This window comes from Thermoactinomyces sp. DSM 45891, from assembly GCF_900119485.1.
Taxonomy (GTDB): Bacteria; Bacillota; Bacilli; order Thermoactinomycetales; family Thermoactinomycetaceae; genus Baia.
In genome coordinates this window covers 618,928-638,696 of sequence record NZ_FPJZ01000001.1, presented here as the reverse complement: position 1 = coordinate 638,696, position 19,769 = coordinate 618,928, and the positions used below count along the sequence as shown (strand labels likewise).

Below are 19,769 nucleotides of genomic sequence, written 5' to 3'. Positions count from 1 at the left end.
AGGACATTATTCATTCACATTTGAAAGGGGCATCCATTCATGATGAAGAAAGTTCTGGCTAGCGGCCTTTCCCTCGTAGTCGCGGCCAGTGTGATGGCAGGTTGTACCAAGCCGAAAGATGAAGAAAAAGTACTGAACGTCCAGTTCGTACCATCTCAAAGTGCTGAAACCCTTGAGGCTAAAGCAAAACCTCTTGAAAAAATGCTTGGGGACAAGCTTGGTATGAAGGTAAAAGTTTCGGTATCCACAGATTATCCAACCATTATTGAGGCAATGTCTTCGAAGAAAGTGGATGTCGGATTCTTACCACCATCTGCTTATGTTCTTGCAAAACAGAAAAATGCAGTGGATGTTATCCTACAATCTCTTCGTTATGGAGTAAATGAGAAAGATGGATCCCCTACGAAAGACAAAGTAGAATACTATAAAGCGCAGTATGTTGTGAAAGCGGATTCACCAATTAAATCGATCGCTGATTTGAAGGGGAAAAAGATTGCATTCCAAAACGTAACCTCTTCTGCTGGTTATGTATGGCCTGCAGTTGAGCTAAAAGAAGCAGGCATTGATCCCATTAAAGACGTGAAGCCGATTACGCTTAAAGGTCATGACCAAGCGATTCTATCTGTGCTAAACGGTGATGTGGATGCAGCGGCTACTTTCCAAGATGCTCGTAACACTCTGAAAAAAGAGCATCCAGATATTTTTGCTAAAACAAGAGTGATCTATGTAACGAAGCCGATTCCGAATGATACGGTTGTAGTTCGCCAAGGTATAGACCCAGCCTTAAAAGATAAAGTAACACAAGCTTTCCTCGATTTATCGAATGATCCAAAGGCAGTGGAAGTATTCCGTAGCATCTACACACATGAAGGCTATGTGAAGACGGACGATAGTAAATTTGCATCTGTTCGTGAGTATGAAACGAAAGCAAAAAAAGACTAATTAAAATTTGTTTCAGGTGAAACAGCCAGAGAAAAACGACGACCAAGCTGTTTGGTTGTCGTTTTTTATGCGAATAGGGGAGAGACCAGGATGATCGAATTTAAAAATGTATCTAAGACATATCCAAATGGGACAAAAGGCCTGAAAAATATCAATCTTAAGATAGAAAAGGGAGAGTTTATCGTGATTGTGGGTTTATCTGGTGCAGGAAAATCCACTTTTTTGCGCTCAATCAATCGCTTGCATGAAATTACAGAAGGGGAAATCTTAGTCGATGGGAAATCGATTACAGCGGCTCGTGGGGGAGAATTGTTGAAGATGCGCCGTGATATCGGAATGATCTTCCAAAATTTTAACTTGGTTAAGCGATCGAGTGTACTACGCAACGTACTATCGGGTCGTGTCGCATATCATGGGACTCTTCGCATGTTACTCGGAATGTTCCCAAAAGAAGATAAAGATTTAGCGTTTCAAGCCTTGAATCGAGTAAATATGCTCGAAAAAGCATACTCCCGTGCGGACGAATTATCAGGAGGACAACAACAACGTGTTTCGATTGCACGTGTACTTGCACAGAAGGCAAAGTTGATCTTAGCCGACGAGCCAGTTGCATCCCTTGATCCACTAACAACGGAGCAAGTAATGAATGATTTAAAGCACATTAATGAACAAGATGGAATTACCACGATTGTAAACCTCCACTATATCGATCTTGCTCGCAAATATGCGACTCGTATCATTGGATTGCGTGCTGGTGAGGTCGTATTTGACGGACCAGTCGAAGAAGCGACGGATGAGCGTTTTGCGGATATTTATGGTCGTCAATTAGAGAAGATGAACTAAGAGGGGAGGGAAGTTCGATGGAGCAACAAATGAAGCTACTTTCTAAGCCGAGAAAAACGAAACACCTGCTTACGGCGGTTTTGTTATTCATCTTATTTTATGCGAGTTCAGTGAATACAAAGGCTTATGTAGAAGATTTGATTTCAGGTTTACCCAACATGCAATCGATTTTAGTCAGTATGGCGAGTCCGGACTGGAGTTATGTAGAACCTATTATTACACCCGTACTGGATACGATTCGAATGGCGTTTATCGGGACTTTGTTAGGTGCTATTTTATCGATTCCAGTCTCTTTTCTAGCAGCAAACAATCTATTTAGTAAGTGGATTACGATTCCAGCACGTTTCATTTTAAATATCATCCGGGCCATTCCGGAGCTGTTGATTGCTGCTTTGTTTGTAGCCATTTTTGGAATGGGAATGATTCCAGGTATCCTGGCGATTGCTTTTTTCTCCATGGGAATTATTACAAAATTACTATATGAATCCATTGAGACGATTGATCCAGGCCCCCTTGAGGCGATGACGGCTGTAGGGTCTAAAAAATTGGTTTGGATCCGTTTTGCTGTGGTTCCGCAAGTTCTTGCCTCCTATACCTCCTATGTACTTTACACTTTTGAGATTAATGTTCGTGCGGCGGCCATTCTAGGTTATGTGGGCGCAGGGGGAATTGGTGTCAATTATGAAAAAGTACTCGGTTTCTTACAGTATGATAAGCTTTCAACGATTGTCTTAGCTATGTTTGTCGTGGTAGTCATTATCGATTGGATTAGTACGAAGTTAAGGGAGAGACTGGTATGAAGATAGTAGATGTTCAAAAGCCAAAAACGCCAGTAAAGCAGCGCCTTATTAGATGGGGATCGGTTTCTATCTTCGTGTTGATCTGTATATGGGCGTTTGCTAGTATGCCTAGTATTGAGATTAAGGATACTGCGACAGAAACGTCACGAGCGATTGTAGATGGGATTCTTCATCCCGATTGGGCCTATGTGTATACAGGAGATGGAGAGGATTTAACGTTTTTAATGATTGAAACCTTAGCCATTGCCTTCTTAGGTACATTCATCTCTATCTTTATCTGTATTCCCTTTTCGATATGGGCAGCGAAAAATGTTGTAAAATGGAAGATCTTTTCAGGAGCTGGGAAGATTGTACTTAGCTTTGTTCGTACCTTTCCAGAGTTAGTAATGGCCCTCTTATTTGTAAAGGTGGTTGGACCTGGTGCGTTTTGTGGAGTACTTGCACTCGGATTACACTCGATTGGGATGTTAGGGAAGCTAAACTCGGAAGAGATTGAGAAGATTGACATGGGACCGGTGGAAGCGATGTCAGCAGCGGGTTCTAACGGGATGAAGTCCTTCTGGTTTGCTGTCGTTCCGCAGGTTGTTCCACAATTCCTCTCCCTCGCTCTCTACCGTTTCGAGATTAATGTTCGTTCTGCTACGATTCTCGGTATCGCAGGCGCAGGCGGAATCGGTGCTCCGATGATCTTTGCCATGCATAGCCGTGATTGGGATCGTGTAGGGATTATTTTGTTAGGTATCATTGTGATGGTAACCTTAATCGACTTTATTTCAGGGCGTATCCGTAGAAAATTAGTGTAGTAGATTGGAATAAGAAAGAAGCACTATTTTCCCACATGGTAAGGGGATGAGTGCTTCTTTTTACATTTTTGCATTTATATCATCGCACGTTTTAATTGCAAAATGTAACGATAACGCACGATGAGGAAGAAGATAAGCTGAGCGATGAAGAAGGAGCCAACCCCGATGAGAGAAGGGACAAACATGTGCTTATATCCAAAGTGTTTGTTTAGGACGATAAGTCCAATGACGGTTTCGAAAGCGGCGACGAACATAGGAAGAAAGAATAAGATCGCGATTTGAATAGTAGCGGATCTGTTCATTTCCTTGGTGCTGACCCCAATTTTCGATAGGCCGTTATAGATGCGCTGGTCCTGTCTTAATTCGGTATATAGTTTAAAGTAGATAAAGCTAGCAGCAGAGACGGAAAAGATCGCTGCGATGAAAACGAGGATGAATAACGGTACATTTGTCTCTGCTTTATCCGTTAGATAACGGAGTCCCCGAGAAGAAATGAAACCTTCTTTGGATGCAGCTGTAGTCTGCATCTGTTTAGCTACTTGAATTTCAGTCGAATGGGTTAATAGGAGATTAGGGGATGTTCTGTTTGTTTTGTAATCCCATTCGGGTATGACGTATCGAACAGCGCTATCTGCACTACCATGATTTTTTAGTTGTTGAAAGGTCTTATCCGAAACGACAACATCAAACTCTTCGCTTGTTACATCTTCCGCAATTCGTAAGTTTATCTTTTCTTTGGCGAAGCTAAGTTGTTGTAAACCTTCGTGCTTTGCTTTTTGGTGTACATGGATCACGGCTTCATTGGGGTTTAAAGGTCTTATCTCCTTACGCTTTTCTATCTTTGCCAATTGGTTATAGTCAGATAAGCTTATGACCGAACTGTAATCCAATTCAAGGAATGGGATGTAGGTATCTGTGTAAATGACCTTATCAAACTTTACATTTGCTTGTTTTAATGCCTGATCTATTTTTTCTACGTCACGATACCATTCCCGTTTCTGATAAGGCATGGAATCTTTTTCGTCGTGTGCTTCTTCAAAAGGAATATATGCCAACGAGTTAGGTGCTTGCTTAAAGCTCTCTACGGCTTCTTGACTACGAGCCACGAAGAAACCAATCGATGAGCAAGCCATAGTTGTCATAATCGTGACCATGAAAAACATACGAGCATTATCTTTGATTTTATAAGCCATTTCAGAGACCCAAAGAAGGTGAGTATTTCGCCAAAAGAATGAACGATTTTTCTTTAATAGACGGATCGAGACCCCAGTAAACTGAGTAAAAAAGAAATAAGTACCGATGATTCCTAATCCAAGAAATGATAACATAGTCATCTGCGAAAAATTCTTTGGTAGATAGAGGACAAGTAAGCCACTAAACATACAAGCGATTGATAGAAGAGCAAGGAGAATGGAAACTTTGGGCTCGGTCTTCGGCTTACTTGATCCCGTTAATAATTCAAGAACACGATGGGAGCGAATCAACCATAGGACCAGAGATGAAACAATGATAAATAACACTAAAAAGGAAACAATCGTTAATCCAGTTGCTTTTACAGGAAGATATAAGGGAAGTTCATTTACTCCCACGACTTTTGCTCCTAATAGGAGAAAAAATTTGGCGAGAAACAGCCCACAGACGATCCCAGCTAAGATCGAAAACGACCCGATCAGTATATTTTCAAAAAAGATAAGTCGATTTAACTGTTTTTTTTGAGCCCCTAGTATGGTTAATATACCAAATTCTTTGTTTCTTACTTTTAAAAAGGAGCTTATTGAGTAGAGGACAAAAAAGAAAGCGAAGCCAAACACAATAACTTCTGCTATAGATAGAAATATTTGAGTTTTCTCACCTAGACGCGTTTTGGCTAAATCGGGGTGGAAAATAAACATCGCATAGATAAAGAAGATCATAACTGCGAATGAACTACTTAGGAAATAAGCCAAATAGGCTCTAACATTTCGCTTTACATTCTTAAATGCGAACTGACGAAAGTTCATGATTGTCCCCTCCTAAAAGCGAAAGCATATCAATGATTTCTTGGAAGAATTGTTGCCTGTTATCTTCGCAGCGAATTTTTTCGGCGATGGTGAGCGTATCCATGTTTAGTAGTGTCGTTTTCCCACTTCCCGATGGACCCATAATCCCCACAAATTCACCTTGGTCGATCGTTAGATTGATGTCTACCAGCGCTTTCGTCGCTACTTTTCCAGTATAGATTTTGTTTAGTTGTTGTACTTGTAACATGTACATTCTCCTCCGTTTGGCTGTGGTTGGATGATTCATACTTTACCGGAGAAGGGGAATTGTTTCTAACGAATTAGCTTAATCAATCTTACTTTTTTGTAAGGTTCTGCTAGACGAATAAAAGACGGCTACCTGATGGGATAGCTGTTTATACCTCAACTGTCTGCAAATATAATCGTACCGTCGTACCTACACCCACTTGAGATTCCAACTCCACTTGATGATCTAACCGCTTACCGATTTCTTTTACCAGATAAAGCCCCATACCCGTTGACTCTCGATATTCCCTCCCGTGTTGCCCTGTGAAGAAAGGGTCAAACACACGACGGATGTCTTGCTTGGGAATACCGATCCCGTGATCTGTGATCTCTAACACGACTCGATTCTCTTTCGTGTAAGTGGCTACGACAACTTCTTCACCAGAACCAGCCGAATAGCGAACGGCATTTGTAAGCAACTGAATCAGGATAAACTCCAACCATTTTTCATCAGAGTATATTTTTACCTCTGGGTTGATTTGTACAACGGGATATACTTGATTGCGGATAAACAAGCGCTTATGATTTGAAATCACGTCCCTCACAAGAGGTTGTAGAGAGATGGATTCAATATGAAGGTCATGTTCAAATTCATCTAGACGAGAAGCATATAAAACCATCTCTAGCCCTTCTCGTAAGCGGTCTAACTCCTCATGGATACTGGTAAAGATAGGAGCATCTTCATCTTGAATAGTGAGTTCGATCACGGAGATGGGCGTTTTCATCTGGTGAACCCACTGATTGATAAAGGTGATGTGGTCACTTAGCTTTTGTTTGTAGTGGATATAGCCGTCTTGGTAATGATGAAATTGGATGTTTAATAATTGATCTAGTTTCTCTGCCATCGGGGCATAGCCGACTACTTGTACCGATTCGTTTAATGTCTCGATCGGATTAGATAGGCGGTCATAGAAGGAGCGTAGGCTGATAAAACGATAAATTAGGTACACAAGTAGAATAGAGCTGCTTAAGAGAATCGGATAGAGTAAGAGAGATAGATTCTTCACATCTTCGAGCCAAAGAATAAAAAAGGTAAGCGACATTTGAATGATGGTAAGAATGCAGAGAGGGAGGTGATCCCGTAGAAAGAGTCTCATTCTACCTGCCCCCACGTTACTTTTAACATATAACCTGCTCCCCTCACGGTCTCGATCGCATCTGGAACGCCCAGTTCTTGAAGCTTTTTACGAGTACGTGCCATGTATACATTTAAGGTGTTAGCATCGATAAAGGTTTCTCCGTCCCACAGTTTCTCAAGTAGACGGTCCCTGCTTACAATGCGGGTGGGGCGCTCCATTAGGGTTTGGAGTAAAATAGTTTCTTTATGGCTCAATTCTATTTTTATATCCTGATAGGTTAGTTCTAGTCTTTCTGGCTGGAGTATGAGTCCAGATAGTTCGATGACCCGCTCCCCTTGTTTATGAGCATAGATACCGTAGTTCCGTCTGAGATGGCTACCGATCTTAGCCATCACTACCTCGAAGTGAAAGGGCTTGGTGATATAATCGTCGGCTCCATTTTCCAGTGCCATCACTTGCTCCATCTTCCCAGAGCGAGCAGAGATAAAGAGAATCGGACACGTTGATACAGCCCGAATCTGACGACACCAGAAGTATCCATCGTATTTCGGTAAATTGACATCTAGCAGAACTAGATCGGGATTCACTTCTTTAAACTGGGTTAAGACATGATCAAAATCAGTTGTGATCACAGCTTGGTAACCATATTTTTCGAGATAGGATTGTAGCAATTCGGTGATCTTGATGTCGTCTTCTACAATCATAATTTTATACATCGATATCCCCCGTTTACTGGTACAGAATCGTATTGTCGCGAATCGTTCTAACTTCGTTTTGTAGTGGATCTAATATTTTATTATACTAAATACGCAAGAAATCGATCGTTTTGGTAAAATATAAATATGATTAATCGGAGGTGTCAAGGTATGAGCCAGGAAATGGACAAGGCATTAGATGTATTACAGTTAACGAGTCGAACGTTTTTTATTCCAATTACTAGACTACCAGATGGCTTGAAAGAGGCTGTTACATCAGCTTATCTCGCTATGCGTGCGATTGATGAGATTGAAGATCATCCTGATTTGAACAAAGAGATTAAGATTCAATTACTACGTGGTGTTAGTCTAATTCTACGAGAACCTTTTCATGCGGATGATATTAGGCGTTTATTTGAGCCATGGAGTTCTATATTGCCTGAGGTAACGCTTCTCCTGCCTGAGTGGCTTGAACTATGCCCAGAGGCGTTACATATAGAAGTGTACCGCGCTACTGCTGTGATGGCTGACGGAATGGCGAAGTGGTGTGATCGGCATTGGGATATTCGTGATGTTGCAGATCTAAATGAGTATACCTTTTATGTAGCTGGACTAGTGGGTTTACTATTAAATGAGATTTGGAAATGGCACGATGGTACGCAGTGTGATACGAATCTAGCTGTCGCCTTTGGTCGTGGACTCCAAGTGGTCAATATTATTCGGAACCGCGAGGAAGATTTAGCACGGGAAGTAGATTATTTGCCTGATGGCTGGAATACAGATGATCTATATGACTATGCGAGAAAGCAGTTAGAACTTGCTGACCAGTATATCCAAAGCATTCAAACTCGTGAAATATGGGAGTTTTGCCGAATTCCGTATGTGCTTGCTCTAGGGACGCTTAAGGCTATGGAATTAGGCAATCAGAAGCTAACAAGAGAAGCGGTAGTTGAATTAGTGGAAAATGCCCTCGCTTCTTCGAAGTAGAAGGAAGTCTGTGCTTCCAACATAAAAAAATCTCCCTTATTGTATAACAGGTATACAATAAGGGAGATTTTTTATATTGAGTGTGTAATAGGCTATCAAACAATCATGCACTATCCTGAGCGGCACGTGCATCTTTTTCACGAATGTATCTGGTTAACTCTACTGTCATAGGCCAATAGGAAAACGGAGTGATGAGATAGATTCCGGGGAAGTAGGTCATTGCAGTATCGAGCAGATCTTTGGCTATTTCTACTCCTACTTGCCTTGCTATAGAAGGATCTGTGATGGATTCAAAACGGCGTATCACATCATCTGCGATTTTAATTCCAGGGACTTCGTTGTGTAGGAAGAGGGCATTTCGGTATCCAGTAATCGGCATGATGCCAACGAAAATCGGAATCTCTAGATGACGAGTCGCTTCATGTAGTTTGATGAGGGTCTGTTTATCGTAGATGGGCTGAGTCATGGCATAATCGGCGCCCGCTTGAATTTTCTTCTCTAGCCGGGCGACAGCCGATTCAATCTGCCGTACGTGAGGATTAAAGGCGCTTCCTACGATAAACTGAGCCTGTTGTTTGAGTGGACGTCCTGTGAAGGCAAGACCTTGATTCATCTGTTTAATCATGCTGATGAGTTCAAAAGAGGTTACATCGTAGACGGAGCTAGCTCCTGGTAGATCCCCGATTCGAGTAGGGTCGCCAGTGATAACAAGAATTTGATCGATCCCTAAGGCATGTAACCCCATCAGATGCGATTGTTGGCCGAGTAAATTTCGATCCCGACAGGATACATGGATGAGTGGCTCGATTCCTAGTTGAGACTTGAGAAGTGCTCCTAAAGCAAGGTTGCTCATGCGTGCGGAGGCAAGGGAGTTATCAGCGAGTGTGATGGCATCGACACCAGATTTATAAAGCTCTTGGGAACCGAGTAAGAAGCTTTGAACATCTAAGTCTTTCGGTGGATCAAATTCACAGATAATCGTTCTGTCTAGGGCGACTTTCTCTAAAACGGTTGACTCTGTCCGTTTGGGTGGTTGTGAAAGGACTTCACACGTTTCTGGCACTACGGGTGGATTGATGCGAGTGACGGGAGTTTGGTTTTGTGCGATTTGAACAATTTCTTGAATGTGTGCAGGTGTTGTTCCACAGCAACCGCCAATAATCGAAACCCCTTGATTAATCAAGAGATGAGCGGTTTCGCCGAAATAGGATGGAGCTGATTTATAACGAAGCTCACCGTCACTTTCACCCAGCCGCCCAGCATTTGGGAAGGCACTGATGAGGAGATCTTGTGGGACGATAGTTTTTTCTAGGGCACGGATGATTTCAAGTGGACCCATCCGACAATTTAACCCTACCCCCGTAACTCCATGTTTTTGTAGTTGTGCAAAAGCATCTGTAAGAGAATGCCCATCTCGAGTCCGAGAAACTTCAAGAAGCGAGAGCTGAGCCACGATAGGGGTATCCGTTAGCGGGCGAATTGCATTGATCGCGATCAATAGCTCCTGTAGATCCATAAACGTTTCCAGTAGGATGATATCCACGCCTGCATGGAGAAGGGCTGTTGCTTGTTCTTCGTATAGATCGTGATATTCATCTGAGTCATATTGGGTCACTCGTCCTGCGACAATGGAGCCAATGGATCCTGCGATATACGTATCTGCTTGAATGGATTCACGTGCGATTTTAATCGCTTCTCGATTGATTCGTGTTACTTTATGTCCATATCCGTAGCGCTCAAGGCGTTCGCGATTTGCGCCGTATGTGTTGGTTGTGATGAGCTTAGAGCCAGCTTGCTCATAGGCTTGATGGACATTGGCAATCATTTTGGGATGTGTGAGGTTGTAGAGCTCATAGCAGGTTCCAACAGGTGCTCCTTGTTGATAGAGGTAGGTGGCCATAGCTCCGTCCCCTACTACAAGATGGTTTTTCAGATATTCAAGTATTCCTATTCTTTTCATCTGAGGTCCTCCTGTCTAGATTGCATTAAAATAACGAGCTTGTGGATGGGAGAAGACGATGGCTGTGACGGATGCCTCTGGCTCCATCATGAATCCATCTGTTAGCTGTATTCCAAGTTCCTCCGGTTGTAGTAGAGCAAATAATTTTTTTTGATCTTCTAAATCTGGGCATGCAGGGTAGCCAAATGACACACGAATACCGCGATAGCGTGCGCCAAAGCGTTGTTTCATCGTAAAATCGACAGGATCTGGGAATCCCCATCGTGCGCGAATCATCTCATGGATCCGTTCGGCACATGCTTCTGCGATCTCTAAAGCGGTCGCTTGCAAAAGATGCGAGCGTAGGTATTCGCCTTTCTCTTTCCATTCCTGAGCAAGTTGTCTTACGCCTAGGCCAGCCGTGACTGCAAACGCGGCCATAGAGTCCATTTCTCCAGTAGAGACATCGCGGACGAAATCAGATAGGCACAGATGAGGGTCTTTTGTTTGTCTAGGGAAGAGGAATTTTTCTCTAATCGGAGCATTTGGTTGATCGGTCTCGTATAGGAATATTTGGTTCTCCTCACTCCGGACAGGAAAAAATTGGTATACACCTTTTGGCTGAAGCCAGTTGTTCTTCACAATTTCCGTCCATAATTCCTCCCAGATAGTCTTCAATTCCACCGCTTTTTCGTTACCTTCTGCAAGCAGTTTTTCTACATTTCCTTTTAGACCCAAGTGATGTCCAAATAGCATTTGCTCGTTCAGATAGAGCCGTAATTCGGAAAGTGGAAGCTCGCGATAGATATGGCGATCCCAATCGGGAGGAGAAAACAATTCGGGACGCGGATCGACTGTACTTCTGACAGGCGTAGAAACAATAGGTGCAGAGGTAGGCTTTTGTTCTGTTTTTTGTTCGCTTTCTTGCTCTAACCTCAGTTGCTCTAGCTGATCTCGCCCAGTGGGATTAACAAGTTGATTACAGAGATCAAGTCCGTTCATCGCATCTTTCGAGTAGAGCACCAAACCTTGGTACTGGGGAGCAATTCGTGTTTCGGTAAATTTGCGAGTGAGAGCTGCTCCGCCTACCAAAATCGGGATATTAATACCCGCATCTTTGAGATCCTGCGCAGTTGTAACCATTTGCTGAGCTGATTTGACAAGTAAGCCAGATAGTCCAATCGCATCTGGTTTTTCGCGACGTGCTGCTTCGATGATTTGATCGGGTGGAACTTTGATTCCCAAGTTAATGATTTCAAAGCCATTATTAGCTAAGATGATTTCTACGAGGTTTTTACCAATATCATGGACATCCCCTTTTACGGTAGCGAGGATGATCTTTCCCTTCCTCACAGAATCCGTTCGATCCATAAAAGGCTCTAGAAAAGCGACAGATGCCTTCATTACCTCGGCGCTTTGCAATACTTCTGCTACGATTAATTGATTGTCGTTAAATAATCTCCCTACTTCATCCATACCAGCCATGAGAGGGCCGTTAATAATTTCTAATGGTTCCCATTGCGCTAAAGCGAGTTCCAGATCGGGAAGGAGGCCATCTTTACTTCCTTCGATGACGTATCTAGCTAATCGTTCTTCTAAAGGCAACTTTTCCATACTAGGTTTTTTGTCTGTTACCACTTTCCCACGATAATAAGCGGTAAATTCAGCGAGTACGGCCTCGTAATTATCGTGATTCGTGCGGAGTAAAAGCTCTTCTGCTAGTTTTTTCTCATGATCAGGGATCGAGGCATAGCGTTCTAACTTTTCCGTGTTTACAATGGCGTAGTCTAAGCCTGCTTTGGTACATTCATATAAAAACACAGCATTTAGCACTTCGCGGCCCGAGGGGGGAAGACCGAAGGAAACATTGGATACTCCTAAAATGGTGGCGCATTCCGGGAGCTCCTTCTTAATTAAGCGAATTCCTTCGATCGTCTCAAGTGCAGAGCCGATATACTGTTCATCTCCTGTTCCAACAGGGAAGACGAGCGGATCAAAAATGATATCATGTCCTAGTATCCCTTCTTGGTCTACTAAAATCTGATAGGAGCGCTTTGCCACTTCCAATTTGCGCTCGCGAGTAACGCCCATCCCTTTTTCATCAATGGTTCCGACGACAACTGCCGCACCGTAGTTTTTGATCAGTGGTATCGTTTCTCGAAATCGGGTTTCGCCGTCTTCCAAGTTGATCGAATTCAAAATGGATTTTCCTTGGATAAATGTAAGTGCCCGGCTCATTACTTCTAAACTGGTAGAGTCAATCATGAGAGGCGTCTTTACTTTCTTGGTTATAAAGGGCAAAAATTGTTCCATATCGCTTGTTTCGTCGCGATCAGGATCAGCGAGGCAGATATCGATGACATGGGCGCCTGCTTTTACTTGACGGCGTGCGATGTCTGATGCTTCATCAAATTTTTCCTCCGTAATTAATCTCTTGAATTTTCGAGAGCCGATCGAATTCGTTCGCTCTCCTACTAGTAAGGGGCGGTTATCCGCTTCAAGAAACACAGGATCGATGCCGGATATCGCAGGCCCGTGCGGTGGAGAGAGAGTTCTCGGCTTCTTTCCTTTCATCTTCTCGGCGATCTCCCTGATGTGATCAGGCGTTGTTCCACAGCATCCCCCGACAATGTTTAACCAACCAGCATCCGCGAAATCTTCCAACTTTTGGGCGAGGGAGAGAGGTGTTTCCAGATATCGTCCTTCCTCATCAGGCAAGCCGGCATTCGGATAACAGCTCACGGAACTGGTAGTTAAAGCGGATAATGTTCGCAAATGATCTTTCATAAACTCCGGTCCTGTTGCACAGTTTAATCCAATTGAAAGAGGCTTCAGATGCTCTAGTGAAAGGGTGAACGCTTCGATGTTCTGCCCTGCTAGTGTGGTTCCCATCGGTTCAATGGTGCCTGAAATCATGATGGGGATCTCCTTTCTGAGTTCGGCAAAGGCACGTCGAACCCCGATTCCAGCCGCTTTTACGTTGCAAGTATCTTGTGAGGTCTCAATCAAAAGGGTGTCGACTCCTGCTTCAACCAATACTTTTGCTTGTTCGTAATAGGAGTCGGCTAGTTCTTGAAAGGTAATGCCTCCTGTAACAGATAATGTTTTCGTAGTGGGTCCAATCGCGCCAGCTACATAGCGCGGCCACTCTGGAGTTGACCATTTATCTCGTGCCTCTACGGCCGCTCGTACGGCTTCTCGATTAATCTCAGCAGTTTTATCTTGTAAATTATATTCAGCTAGAACGACAGAGGTAGCACCAAATGTATTGGTCTCTACTATGTCTGCTCCGGCCTCATAGTAGGAATCGTGCACTGAGTGTATCAGGTCGGGACGAGTCAGATTTAACATCTCATTACATCCGTCGTACTCTTCACCTCCAAAATCAACTGCAGTTAAATTAGCTTGTTGTAGTACCGTGCCCATGGCACCATCTAGAATCAAAATTTTGTGCTGTAACTGTTCGAATAAGGTGGGTCGCTCATTTTTCACCGTTGTTAGCTCCTCTCTGAAATCGATCGCATCATAAAACGCCTCTCATCTCTGATTGATGAAAGGCGTTGAGTAGGCAACATCCTTGGGTCTCATCTCTCAGAGAATTTCTCTGCAGGAATTAGCACCTTATCAAAGCTTCCTTCTCTGATCGAGTTGTCGATAAATCAAATTTGTCGACAAGTTGGATCAAATCGCAAGCATTTAATGGGTTGCCGGGCATCATCGGGCCAGTCCCTCCGCCACTCTGGATAAGAAATATTCAATTTTAAGAAAACTTAGCCTTTTTAGTATATGTAATTTTTGAATAGATGTCAATATATTAGGCATAGATAGTGCACTTTTCCAATGAAAGGTTTACAATGGTTTTAAGATGCTTCTATATCAAAAATATTCGTGTGGAGGTTTTTTTATTCATGACTATGACTCAAAAATATGAAATGAATTGGGATTTAGATGTGTTTTTTGAAGGAGGTAGTTCTTCACCTGTATTTATGGCACTATTGGAACAATTAAAAAGTGAAATTCCAGCTTTGAAAAAAGAGTTGGAGAAGGTGAAGGAAGACGCAGGAGTAGAAATCTGGCATGATCTTTTAGCTCGTTATCAAAAGCTGATGAGTTTAACCCTTCAAGCATATTCTTTTGTTGATTGTCTAACCTCTGCCGATGTGAAAGATGATAAAGCAAAAAATTTGGGGGGTCACGTTCAAGTAATTCATGCTGATTTATTAGCTGCTTCCACTGTTTTAGAAGCAGAACTAGCTAAGATGTCTGATGAAAGCTTTACGGCTTTAATCAGTGATAACCAGATAGAAAGGATCGCATTTAACTTAGCAGAAAAGCGCAAAGCTTTCCTAGACAAAATGGCTCCGGAGATGGAAGAATTAACGGGCGACTTGAGTGTAAGTGGTTATCATGCATGGAGCGATGTGTATAGCTCAGTTGTAGGGCGTATGGAAATTCCATTTGAAGAAGATGGAGAAGAGAAAAAGCTATCTGTCGGACAGATGTTTACACGATTCCAAAGTCCAGATCGTGCGGTTCGTAAAGATGTCTTTGAGAGATGGGAAGCGGCATGGACGAATGAATCAGAGTTGATCGCTCTCGCGTTAAACAACCTAGCTGGATATCGTCTTGCTTTATACAAACACCGTAAATGGGATAGTGTCTTAAAAGAGCCCCTTGAGATGAACCGTATGTCAGAAGAAACCCTTACTACCATGTGGGAAACCATTAACCAAAATAAGCATCGTTTGACCCCGTTCTTTGAACGGAAGGCGAAGATGATGGGTGTCGAGAAGTTAAGTTGGTACGATGTAGACGCTCCTCTACCAGCTGGAAGTAGCAAAGCAAGCTATGATGAGGCTGCTGCATTTATTACAGAGCAGTTCCAGCAATTTAACCCTCAAATGGCTGAGTTTGCAAAAATGAACTTTGAGGATCGCTGGATCGAGGCAGAAGATCGTCCAGGCAAGCGTCCAGGTGGCTTTATGACCGATTTCCCAGTTAACAATAAAGGTGAATCTCGTATTTTTATGACGTTCGCAGGAACACCTGGATGTGTATCTACATTGGCTCATGAATTAGGCCATGGATACCATACATATGTGATGAGGGATTTACCGATCTTAGCGCAACGATATGCGATGAATGTAGCGGAGACAGCTTCTACCTTTGCCGAAATGATCGTGATCGATGCAGCAATCACAAAAGCAACTGAAAAAGAGGAGAAAGTGGCTCTCTTAGCTGAGAAAATTCAATCGGCTATCGCGTTCTGTATGAATATCCATGCCCGTTTCTTGTTTGAAACGAATTTCTACGCAGCTCGTAAAAAGGGCCCAGTAAGTAAAGATTCCCTAAATGAATTAATGGAGCAAGCACAGAAAGACGCCTTTATCAATTTATTAGCTGAGTATCACCCAACCTTCTGGGCTTCTAAACTTCATTTCTACGGAACCGATGTGCCTTTTTATAATTTCCCATACACATTTGGTTATCTGTTCTCTACCGGAATCTATGCCCGTGCTCTATCAGAAGGCCCGTCATTTGCTGATAAATACGATGCCCTTTTGAAAGATACGGCTAGCATGAGTGTAGAAGAATTAGCCTCTCTCCATTTAGGAGTTGACCTTACTAAGCCAGACTTCTGGCAAGATGCGCTTGATTTAGTAGCCGCTGATGTGGAAGAGTTCCTAGCACTGACGAATGAGTAAAAGGAAATAGTTAACAAATAAGCTCGCTCTTTTTTCTCTTATTGTCAGATAGTATGATAGTTATAGAGAAGGGCGAGTTTGTTGATTAACGATGAGCTAGAGTGAAAGGACGTTTACCATTGAGTCAAGCAGATCAAGTCTATAATCGACTCGTTCAAGATATCCTGGATAACGGCCTATGGGATACAGATCAAGACGTACGGACTAAGTGGGATGATGGAGAATCAGCCTACAGTAAAAGTGTGATGAATCGGAGTCTACTTTTTGATAATCAGGAAGTCCCGATTCTTACGACGAAAAAAGTAGCGTGGAAAACGGCTATTCGTGAGCTTCTCTGGATTTGGAGAGATAAAGACAATAATGTTGAAAATCTCGAAAAGCAAGGAGTAGGGATCTGGTCGAAGTGGAAGCGAGCAGATGGAACGATAGGGAAGGCATATGGCTACCAATTGGGGAAAAAATGTCGTCAGGTGAACGGTATCCTCGTTGACCAAGTGGATTATTTGTTACATACTCTGCGTCATAACCCTAGTTCTCGGCGGATCATGACCACATTATGGGATATCCAAGACCTAGATGATATGGCTTTGCAACCGTGTGTGTGGTCTACACATTGGATGGTAAAAGGCGGTAAGTTGCATCTCTCTGTTAAGATTCGGAGTAATGATATTTTAGTAGGAGGGCCATTTAATTACTTTCAATATTACATTCTCCAACGAATGGTGGCTCAAGTGACGGGAATCGAGATAGGAAATATCCATTTTCATATCGACGATGCCCATTTGTACGATCGCCATATTAAATCAGCAGAGGAGCAGCTTTCCCTTCCGGAGTACTCGGCGCCGACTCTATGGCTGAATCCAGAAATCAAGAATTTCTACGACTTTACCATCGATGATTTCCAATTAATCGATTACCAACATGGCCCTACCATGAAATTGGAGGTAGCCGAATAATGTTTTATTTAGTAGCTGCTAGAAGCTTAAACGGAGTCATTGGAGATAATGGAGAAATGCCTTGGGGAAGAGCGATGCCGATTGATCTTCGCAATGTCAAAGAATTAACCACGGGTCATCCCGTTCTCATGGGGAGAAAAACATACGACTCGATCGGACGAGCGTTGCCTAATCGGAGAAATATTATCCTATCCAGGGAGACAGACCTTGTCGTCCCAGACTGCGAAGTGATGACATTTGAAGAGGTACTGAACACCTCATTCGATAAGCCAGCATTTGTGTTTGGCGGGGAGCAAATCTATCGACTATTTGCTCCGTACATTTCGAAAGCGTATATCACCGTGATCGAGCAGGAGTTTGAAGGGGATACCTACTTACCTGATCTGCCAGGGGAGTGGAGAGAGATTTCTAGAAAACATCATGCGAAAGATGATCGAAATGCATACGATTGTACTTTTTATGTCTATAAAAAAGTGAAATAAAAGAAGGTATTGTAGGAGTATTTTCGTTCCTACGATACCTTTTCTTACTTACCAAACTTAGCAAATGCATAGTCTAGTAGCTTTTTAGTCTCGGTAAACCGAGCATCTTGTGTTTTAGCTCCCATTACAACTGTAATAAAACGTTTTCCTTCTTGTTCAGTGACTCCAGCAAAGCAATATCCTGCAGGAGTAGTAAATCCAGTTTTAAGACCTAGGACTCCTGGATAAAATTGATCGAGCCCTGGTAACATGCGATTCCAGTTTATGACCTTTTTCTCCCGATCAGTTCCTTTACGGAAGGTATATTGGGAAGTAGAGACGATCTTCTCAAGTTCAGGATGCTGTTGTAAGAGTGTCCTAGCTAGATTTGCTGTATTTTCTGCAGACATGACATGCTCTCCATCTACGTTAGGTGGATCCTGATAATCGGACATATTTAGGCCTGTTGCATTACGAAAATGAGTTTCATTCAGGTTTAAGTCCTTGGCTTTTTGATTCATCGCATTGACAAACTCTGTTTCTGTTCCAGCCACATGTTCAGCTAAAGCCGCAGTCGCATCATTAGCCGAATAGACAGCCATTGCCATAAAAAGCTCCCGAACCGTCATCTTTTCGCCGGCTACTAAATCAATTTGTGACTCATCTATTCCAGCGGCCCGAGGACTTACCTCTACGGTATCTTCCCAAGAGAGCTTACCATTCTTAATCCGATCTAATACAACAAATTCTGTCATCATTTTCGTCATACTAGCTGGAGGACGGGGCTGGTTTACAGATTTCCCGTATAATGGTTTTCCTGTTTTAGCATCCATTATAATATATGATTCAGCTTCCACATTTGGTTCAGAAACCGTTTCAGGATCGATTGTATAGGTAACCAGTAATTTAGGCCTTTGGGTGACATCGTCCATATAATCACTTGATCGGAAAGATTTACGATCCTTTGTCTCATCCTCATATTGCAAGGAAATACCGTTGTTAGGTGTTTTGTTACTATACCAGTCTTTAGCTAATTCAGTCAGATCCCAAGAATACTCTCCAGCACCGCCTACTATACTTTGATTTATTTTCTGTCCAACATTAGGCTGCTCGTTCCAAGTAATCCCCTTGCTAGTCCAACTAGAGGTAACGGGATGTAGATTAATGGGTTGTGGATGAGCTGTTGAGTATTGATGTAAGGAGAATGTAGCTCCAGTAATTTGAGCTCCCTGTATAAGAGTAGGTAGATCAAATTTAATAAAGGAACGAGTTGCTCCATAATCATTATGGGTTCCCGTAATTAAAAATGGAAATACCTGATAATTTATTGTGGGATTCTTGCTAGAAACTAAGTTATCATAAGTGGATTTTGCTCCTTGAATACCAACAGTAGGGTCAATGGTGATAGGAAAGACTCGCTTCGGATCTTTGAGCCATGCTTCATCCGCTTTTATGTCAAGATACGTTTCTTTTCCACTTTGGCGGATTTCTAGTTTTACTTCCTGAGACGAAGCATCATTCGCATCATACATAAAGGGACGTGGGATAATGAAAAGGGAATCCCCTTTCTGATTCACAAATTTCATAGATCCGTCTTGTTGCGGAACCGGTTTTGCATTTTTCATCTGGATGCCCATCGAGAATGTAGATCGATCTGAATATTTATGTAATATCCACTCTTCTTTTACACCAGCAGAATCTATATGATAAACGAGGTCTGTTTCTGGATATACACCGGGATAAGTAAGTTTATTCCCTTCTTGTTTAACTGTAACGGATTTCTTACCGATATAACGAAAGTCTACCTTAGAGTCCCCTTGCCCAAAGCTAAGGATTTGGGCAGCATCCGATTTTGTAGCAAAACTAAATCGCGCCTTCCCCTTCTCTACATATATCATCTCATCTGAAGTTTTAGCGGAGATATTCTCTTCCTTAGCTTGACCGATATCAATCCATTTTCCATTCTTTTGAATATGAATAGGCTCTAAATATTGCTCTGTTACAAATGTCTGCCCGTCCTTTTTCTTAAATGTCTTCGACGTTTCGGTTCGTTTCTCTACTACTTCTGTTTGATCACTCATCTGGTTTGAGCCTGTTACGGCAACAGCATAAACAGATTGATTATTTGTAAATAGTAAAATAGTAAGAATCGAAATGAATAGGGCTAGAGCTTTGAAATTCCTTAACCTCATACAAAACACAAGAAAAACTCCTTTTTGATATATAATTATATTAATATTTATAGCGATTTACGGTTCTTTTTATATATTAAAT

General features: G+C 42.5%; 14 protein-coding genes, 1 pseudogene and 1 riboswitch. Of the genes and pseudogenes, 8 read left to right on the top strand and 7 right to left on the bottom strand.

Going from position 1 to position 19,769, the window contains the following annotated elements; genetic code table 11:
* Nucleotides 1-39: 39 nt before the first annotated feature.
* The 4 genes from BT147_RS03165 to phnE (BT147_RS03150) all read left to right on the top strand — a co-directional run bounded on the left by BT147_RS03165 (nucleotide 40) and on the right by phnE (BT147_RS03150) (nucleotide 3,388).
* A complete protein-coding gene (locus BT147_RS03165; RefSeq protein ID WP_072330790.1) occupies nucleotides 40-942 on the top strand; it encodes a phosphate/phosphite/phosphonate ABC transporter substrate-binding protein in 903 nt (300 codons plus the stop codon).
* 90 nt (nucleotides 943-1,032) lie between these two features.
* Nucleotides 1,033-1,785, top strand: coding sequence for a phosphonate ABC transporter ATP-binding protein (gene phnC / locus BT147_RS03160; protein ID WP_072330788.1), 753 nt, complete (start codon nucleotides 1,033-1,035; stop codon nucleotides 1,783-1,785).
* A gap of 17 nt (nucleotides 1,786-1,802) precedes the next feature.
* Nucleotides 1,803-2,585 (top strand): phosphonate ABC transporter, permease protein PhnE, encoded by a 783-nt coding sequence (phnE, locus tag BT147_RS03155; protein ID WP_143187889.1) that lies wholly within the window; start codon nucleotides 1,803-1,805, stop codon nucleotides 2,583-2,585.
* Entirely contained in the window at nucleotides 2,582-3,388 is an 807-nt protein-coding gene (gene phnE / locus BT147_RS03150; protein WP_072330786.1) for a phosphonate ABC transporter, permease protein PhnE, read from the top strand. Before phnE (BT147_RS03155) ends, phnE (BT147_RS03150) begins: the two co-directional genes overlap by 4 nt.
* 74 nt (nucleotides 3,389-3,462) lie before the next feature.
* On the opposite strand, the gene BT147_RS03145 is transcribed toward phnE (BT147_RS03150), so the two are convergent.
* The 4 genes and pseudogenes from BT147_RS03145 to BT147_RS03130 all read right to left on the bottom strand — a co-directional run bounded on the left by BT147_RS03145 (nucleotide 3,463) and on the right by BT147_RS03130 (nucleotide 7,468).
* On the bottom strand, nucleotides 3,463-5,388 hold the full coding sequence (locus tag BT147_RS03145) for an FtsX-like permease family protein (protein ID WP_072330784.1): 1,926 nt from the start codon (nucleotides 5,386-5,388) through the stop codon (nucleotides 3,463-3,465).
* 100 nt (nucleotides 5,389-5,488) lie between these two features.
* A pseudogene (locus BT147_RS15805) lies at nucleotides 5,489-5,635 on the bottom strand (ATP-binding cassette domain-containing protein); the annotation flags it as partial.
* Between the two features lie 148 nt (nucleotides 5,636-5,783).
* Entirely contained in the window at nucleotides 5,784-6,770 is a 987-nt protein-coding gene (locus BT147_RS03135; protein ID WP_072330783.1) for a sensor histidine kinase, read from the bottom strand.
* Nucleotides 6,767-7,468: a response regulator transcription factor gene (locus BT147_RS03130; protein ID WP_083426322.1), complete on the bottom strand. Its 702-nt coding sequence runs from the start codon at nucleotides 7,466-7,468 to the stop codon at nucleotides 6,767-6,769. Before BT147_RS03130 ends, BT147_RS03135 begins: the two co-directional genes overlap by 4 nt.
* A gap of 150 nt (nucleotides 7,469-7,618) precedes the next feature.
* Here BT147_RS03130 and BT147_RS03125 point away from each other — a divergent pair, with 150 nt between their 5' ends.
* On the top strand, nucleotides 7,619-8,434 hold the full coding sequence (locus tag BT147_RS03125; RefSeq protein WP_072330779.1) for a squalene/phytoene synthase family protein: 816 nt from the start codon (nucleotides 7,619-7,621) through the stop codon (nucleotides 8,432-8,434).
* Nucleotides 8,435-8,537: 103 nt separating this feature from the next.
* On the opposite strand, the gene BT147_RS03120 is transcribed toward BT147_RS03125, so the two are convergent.
* Nucleotides 8,538-10,394 carry a bifunctional homocysteine S-methyltransferase/methylenetetrahydrofolate reductase gene (locus BT147_RS03120; RefSeq protein ID WP_072330777.1) on the bottom strand — a complete coding sequence of 619 codons (1,857 nt, stop codon included), beginning with the start codon at nucleotides 10,392-10,394 and terminating at the stop codon, nucleotides 8,538-8,540.
* A 15-nt stretch (nucleotides 10,395-10,409) separates the two neighbouring features.
* Nucleotides 10,410-13,865 (bottom strand): methionine synthase, encoded by a 3,456-nt coding sequence (gene metH / locus BT147_RS03115; protein WP_286118964.1) that lies wholly within the window; start codon nucleotides 13,863-13,865, stop codon nucleotides 10,410-10,412.
* Nucleotides 13,866-13,954: 89 nt separating this feature from the next.
* Nucleotides 13,955-14,123, bottom strand: a riboswitch (SAM riboswitch).
* Between the two features lie 164 nt (nucleotides 14,124-14,287).
* Here metH and BT147_RS03110 point away from each other — a divergent pair.
* The 3 genes from BT147_RS03110 (at nucleotide 14,288) to BT147_RS03100 (ending at nucleotide 17,516) form a co-directional block, all read left to right on the top strand.
* Nucleotides 14,288-16,078, top strand: a complete 1,791-nt coding sequence (locus BT147_RS03110; protein WP_072330913.1) for a M3 family oligoendopeptidase — start codon at nucleotides 14,288-14,290, stop codon at nucleotides 16,076-16,078.
* A gap of 119 nt (nucleotides 16,079-16,197) precedes the next feature.
* A complete protein-coding gene (thyA, locus tag BT147_RS03105) occupies nucleotides 16,198-17,034 on the top strand; it encodes a thymidylate synthase (RefSeq protein ID WP_072330911.1) in 837 nt (278 codons plus the stop codon).
* Nucleotides 17,034-17,516 carry a dihydrofolate reductase gene (locus BT147_RS03100; RefSeq protein WP_072330773.1) on the top strand — a complete coding sequence of 161 codons (483 nt, stop codon included), beginning with the start codon at nucleotides 17,034-17,036 and terminating at the stop codon, nucleotides 17,514-17,516. The genes thyA and BT147_RS03100 overlap by 1 nt, the downstream gene beginning before the upstream one ends.
* A gap of 44 nt (nucleotides 17,517-17,560) precedes the next feature.
* Here BT147_RS03100 and BT147_RS03095 read toward each other — a convergent pair whose 3' ends face one another.
* Nucleotides 17,561-19,687 carry a DNRLRE domain-containing protein gene (locus BT147_RS03095; protein ID WP_286118984.1) on the bottom strand — a complete coding sequence of 709 codons (2,127 nt, stop codon included), beginning with the start codon at nucleotides 19,685-19,687 and terminating at the stop codon, nucleotides 17,561-17,563.
* Nucleotides 19,688-19,769 lie beyond the last annotated feature (82 nt).

Coding starts and splice junctions, on each gene's coding strand:
- phnE (WP_072330786.1), top strand. CDS start 2,582: ATGAAGATAGTAGATGTTCAAAAGCCAAAAACGCCAGTAAAGCAGCGC.
- BT147_RS03125 (WP_072330779.1), top strand. CDS start 7,619: ATGAGCCAGGAAATGGACAAGGCATTAGATGTATTACAGTTAACGAGT.
- BT147_RS03100 (WP_072330773.1), top strand. CDS start 17,034: ATGTTTTATTTAGTAGCTGCTAGAAGCTTAAACGGAGTCATTGGAGAT.
- BT147_RS03165 (WP_072330790.1), top strand. CDS start 40: ATGATGAAGAAAGTTCTGGCTAGCGGCCTTTCCCTCGTAGTCGCGGCC.
- phnE (WP_143187889.1), top strand. CDS start 1,803: ATGGAGCAACAAATGAAGCTACTTTCTAAGCCGAGAAAAACGAAACAC.
- BT147_RS03095 (WP_286118984.1), bottom strand. CDS start 19,687: ATGAGGTTAAGGAATTTCAAAGCTCTAGCCCTATTCATTTCGATTCTT.
- BT147_RS03145 (WP_072330784.1), bottom strand. CDS start 5,388: ATGAACTTTCGTCAGTTCGCATTTAAGAATGTAAAGCGAAATGTTAGA.
- BT147_RS03120 (WP_072330777.1), bottom strand. CDS start 10,394: ATGAAAAGAATAGGAATACTTGAATATCTGAAAAACCATCTTGTAGTA.
- BT147_RS03110 (WP_072330913.1), top strand. CDS start 14,288: ATGACTCAAAAATATGAAATGAATTGGGATTTAGATGTGTTTTTTGAA.
- BT147_RS03135 (WP_072330783.1), bottom strand. CDS start 6,770: ATGAGACTCTTTCTACGGGATCACCTCCCTCTCTGCATTCTTACCATC.
- BT147_RS03130 (WP_083426322.1), bottom strand. CDS start 7,468: ATGTATAAAATTATGATTGTAGAAGACGACATCAAGATCACCGAATTG.
- phnC (WP_072330788.1), top strand. CDS start 1,033: ATGATCGAATTTAAAAATGTATCTAAGACATATCCAAATGGGACAAAA.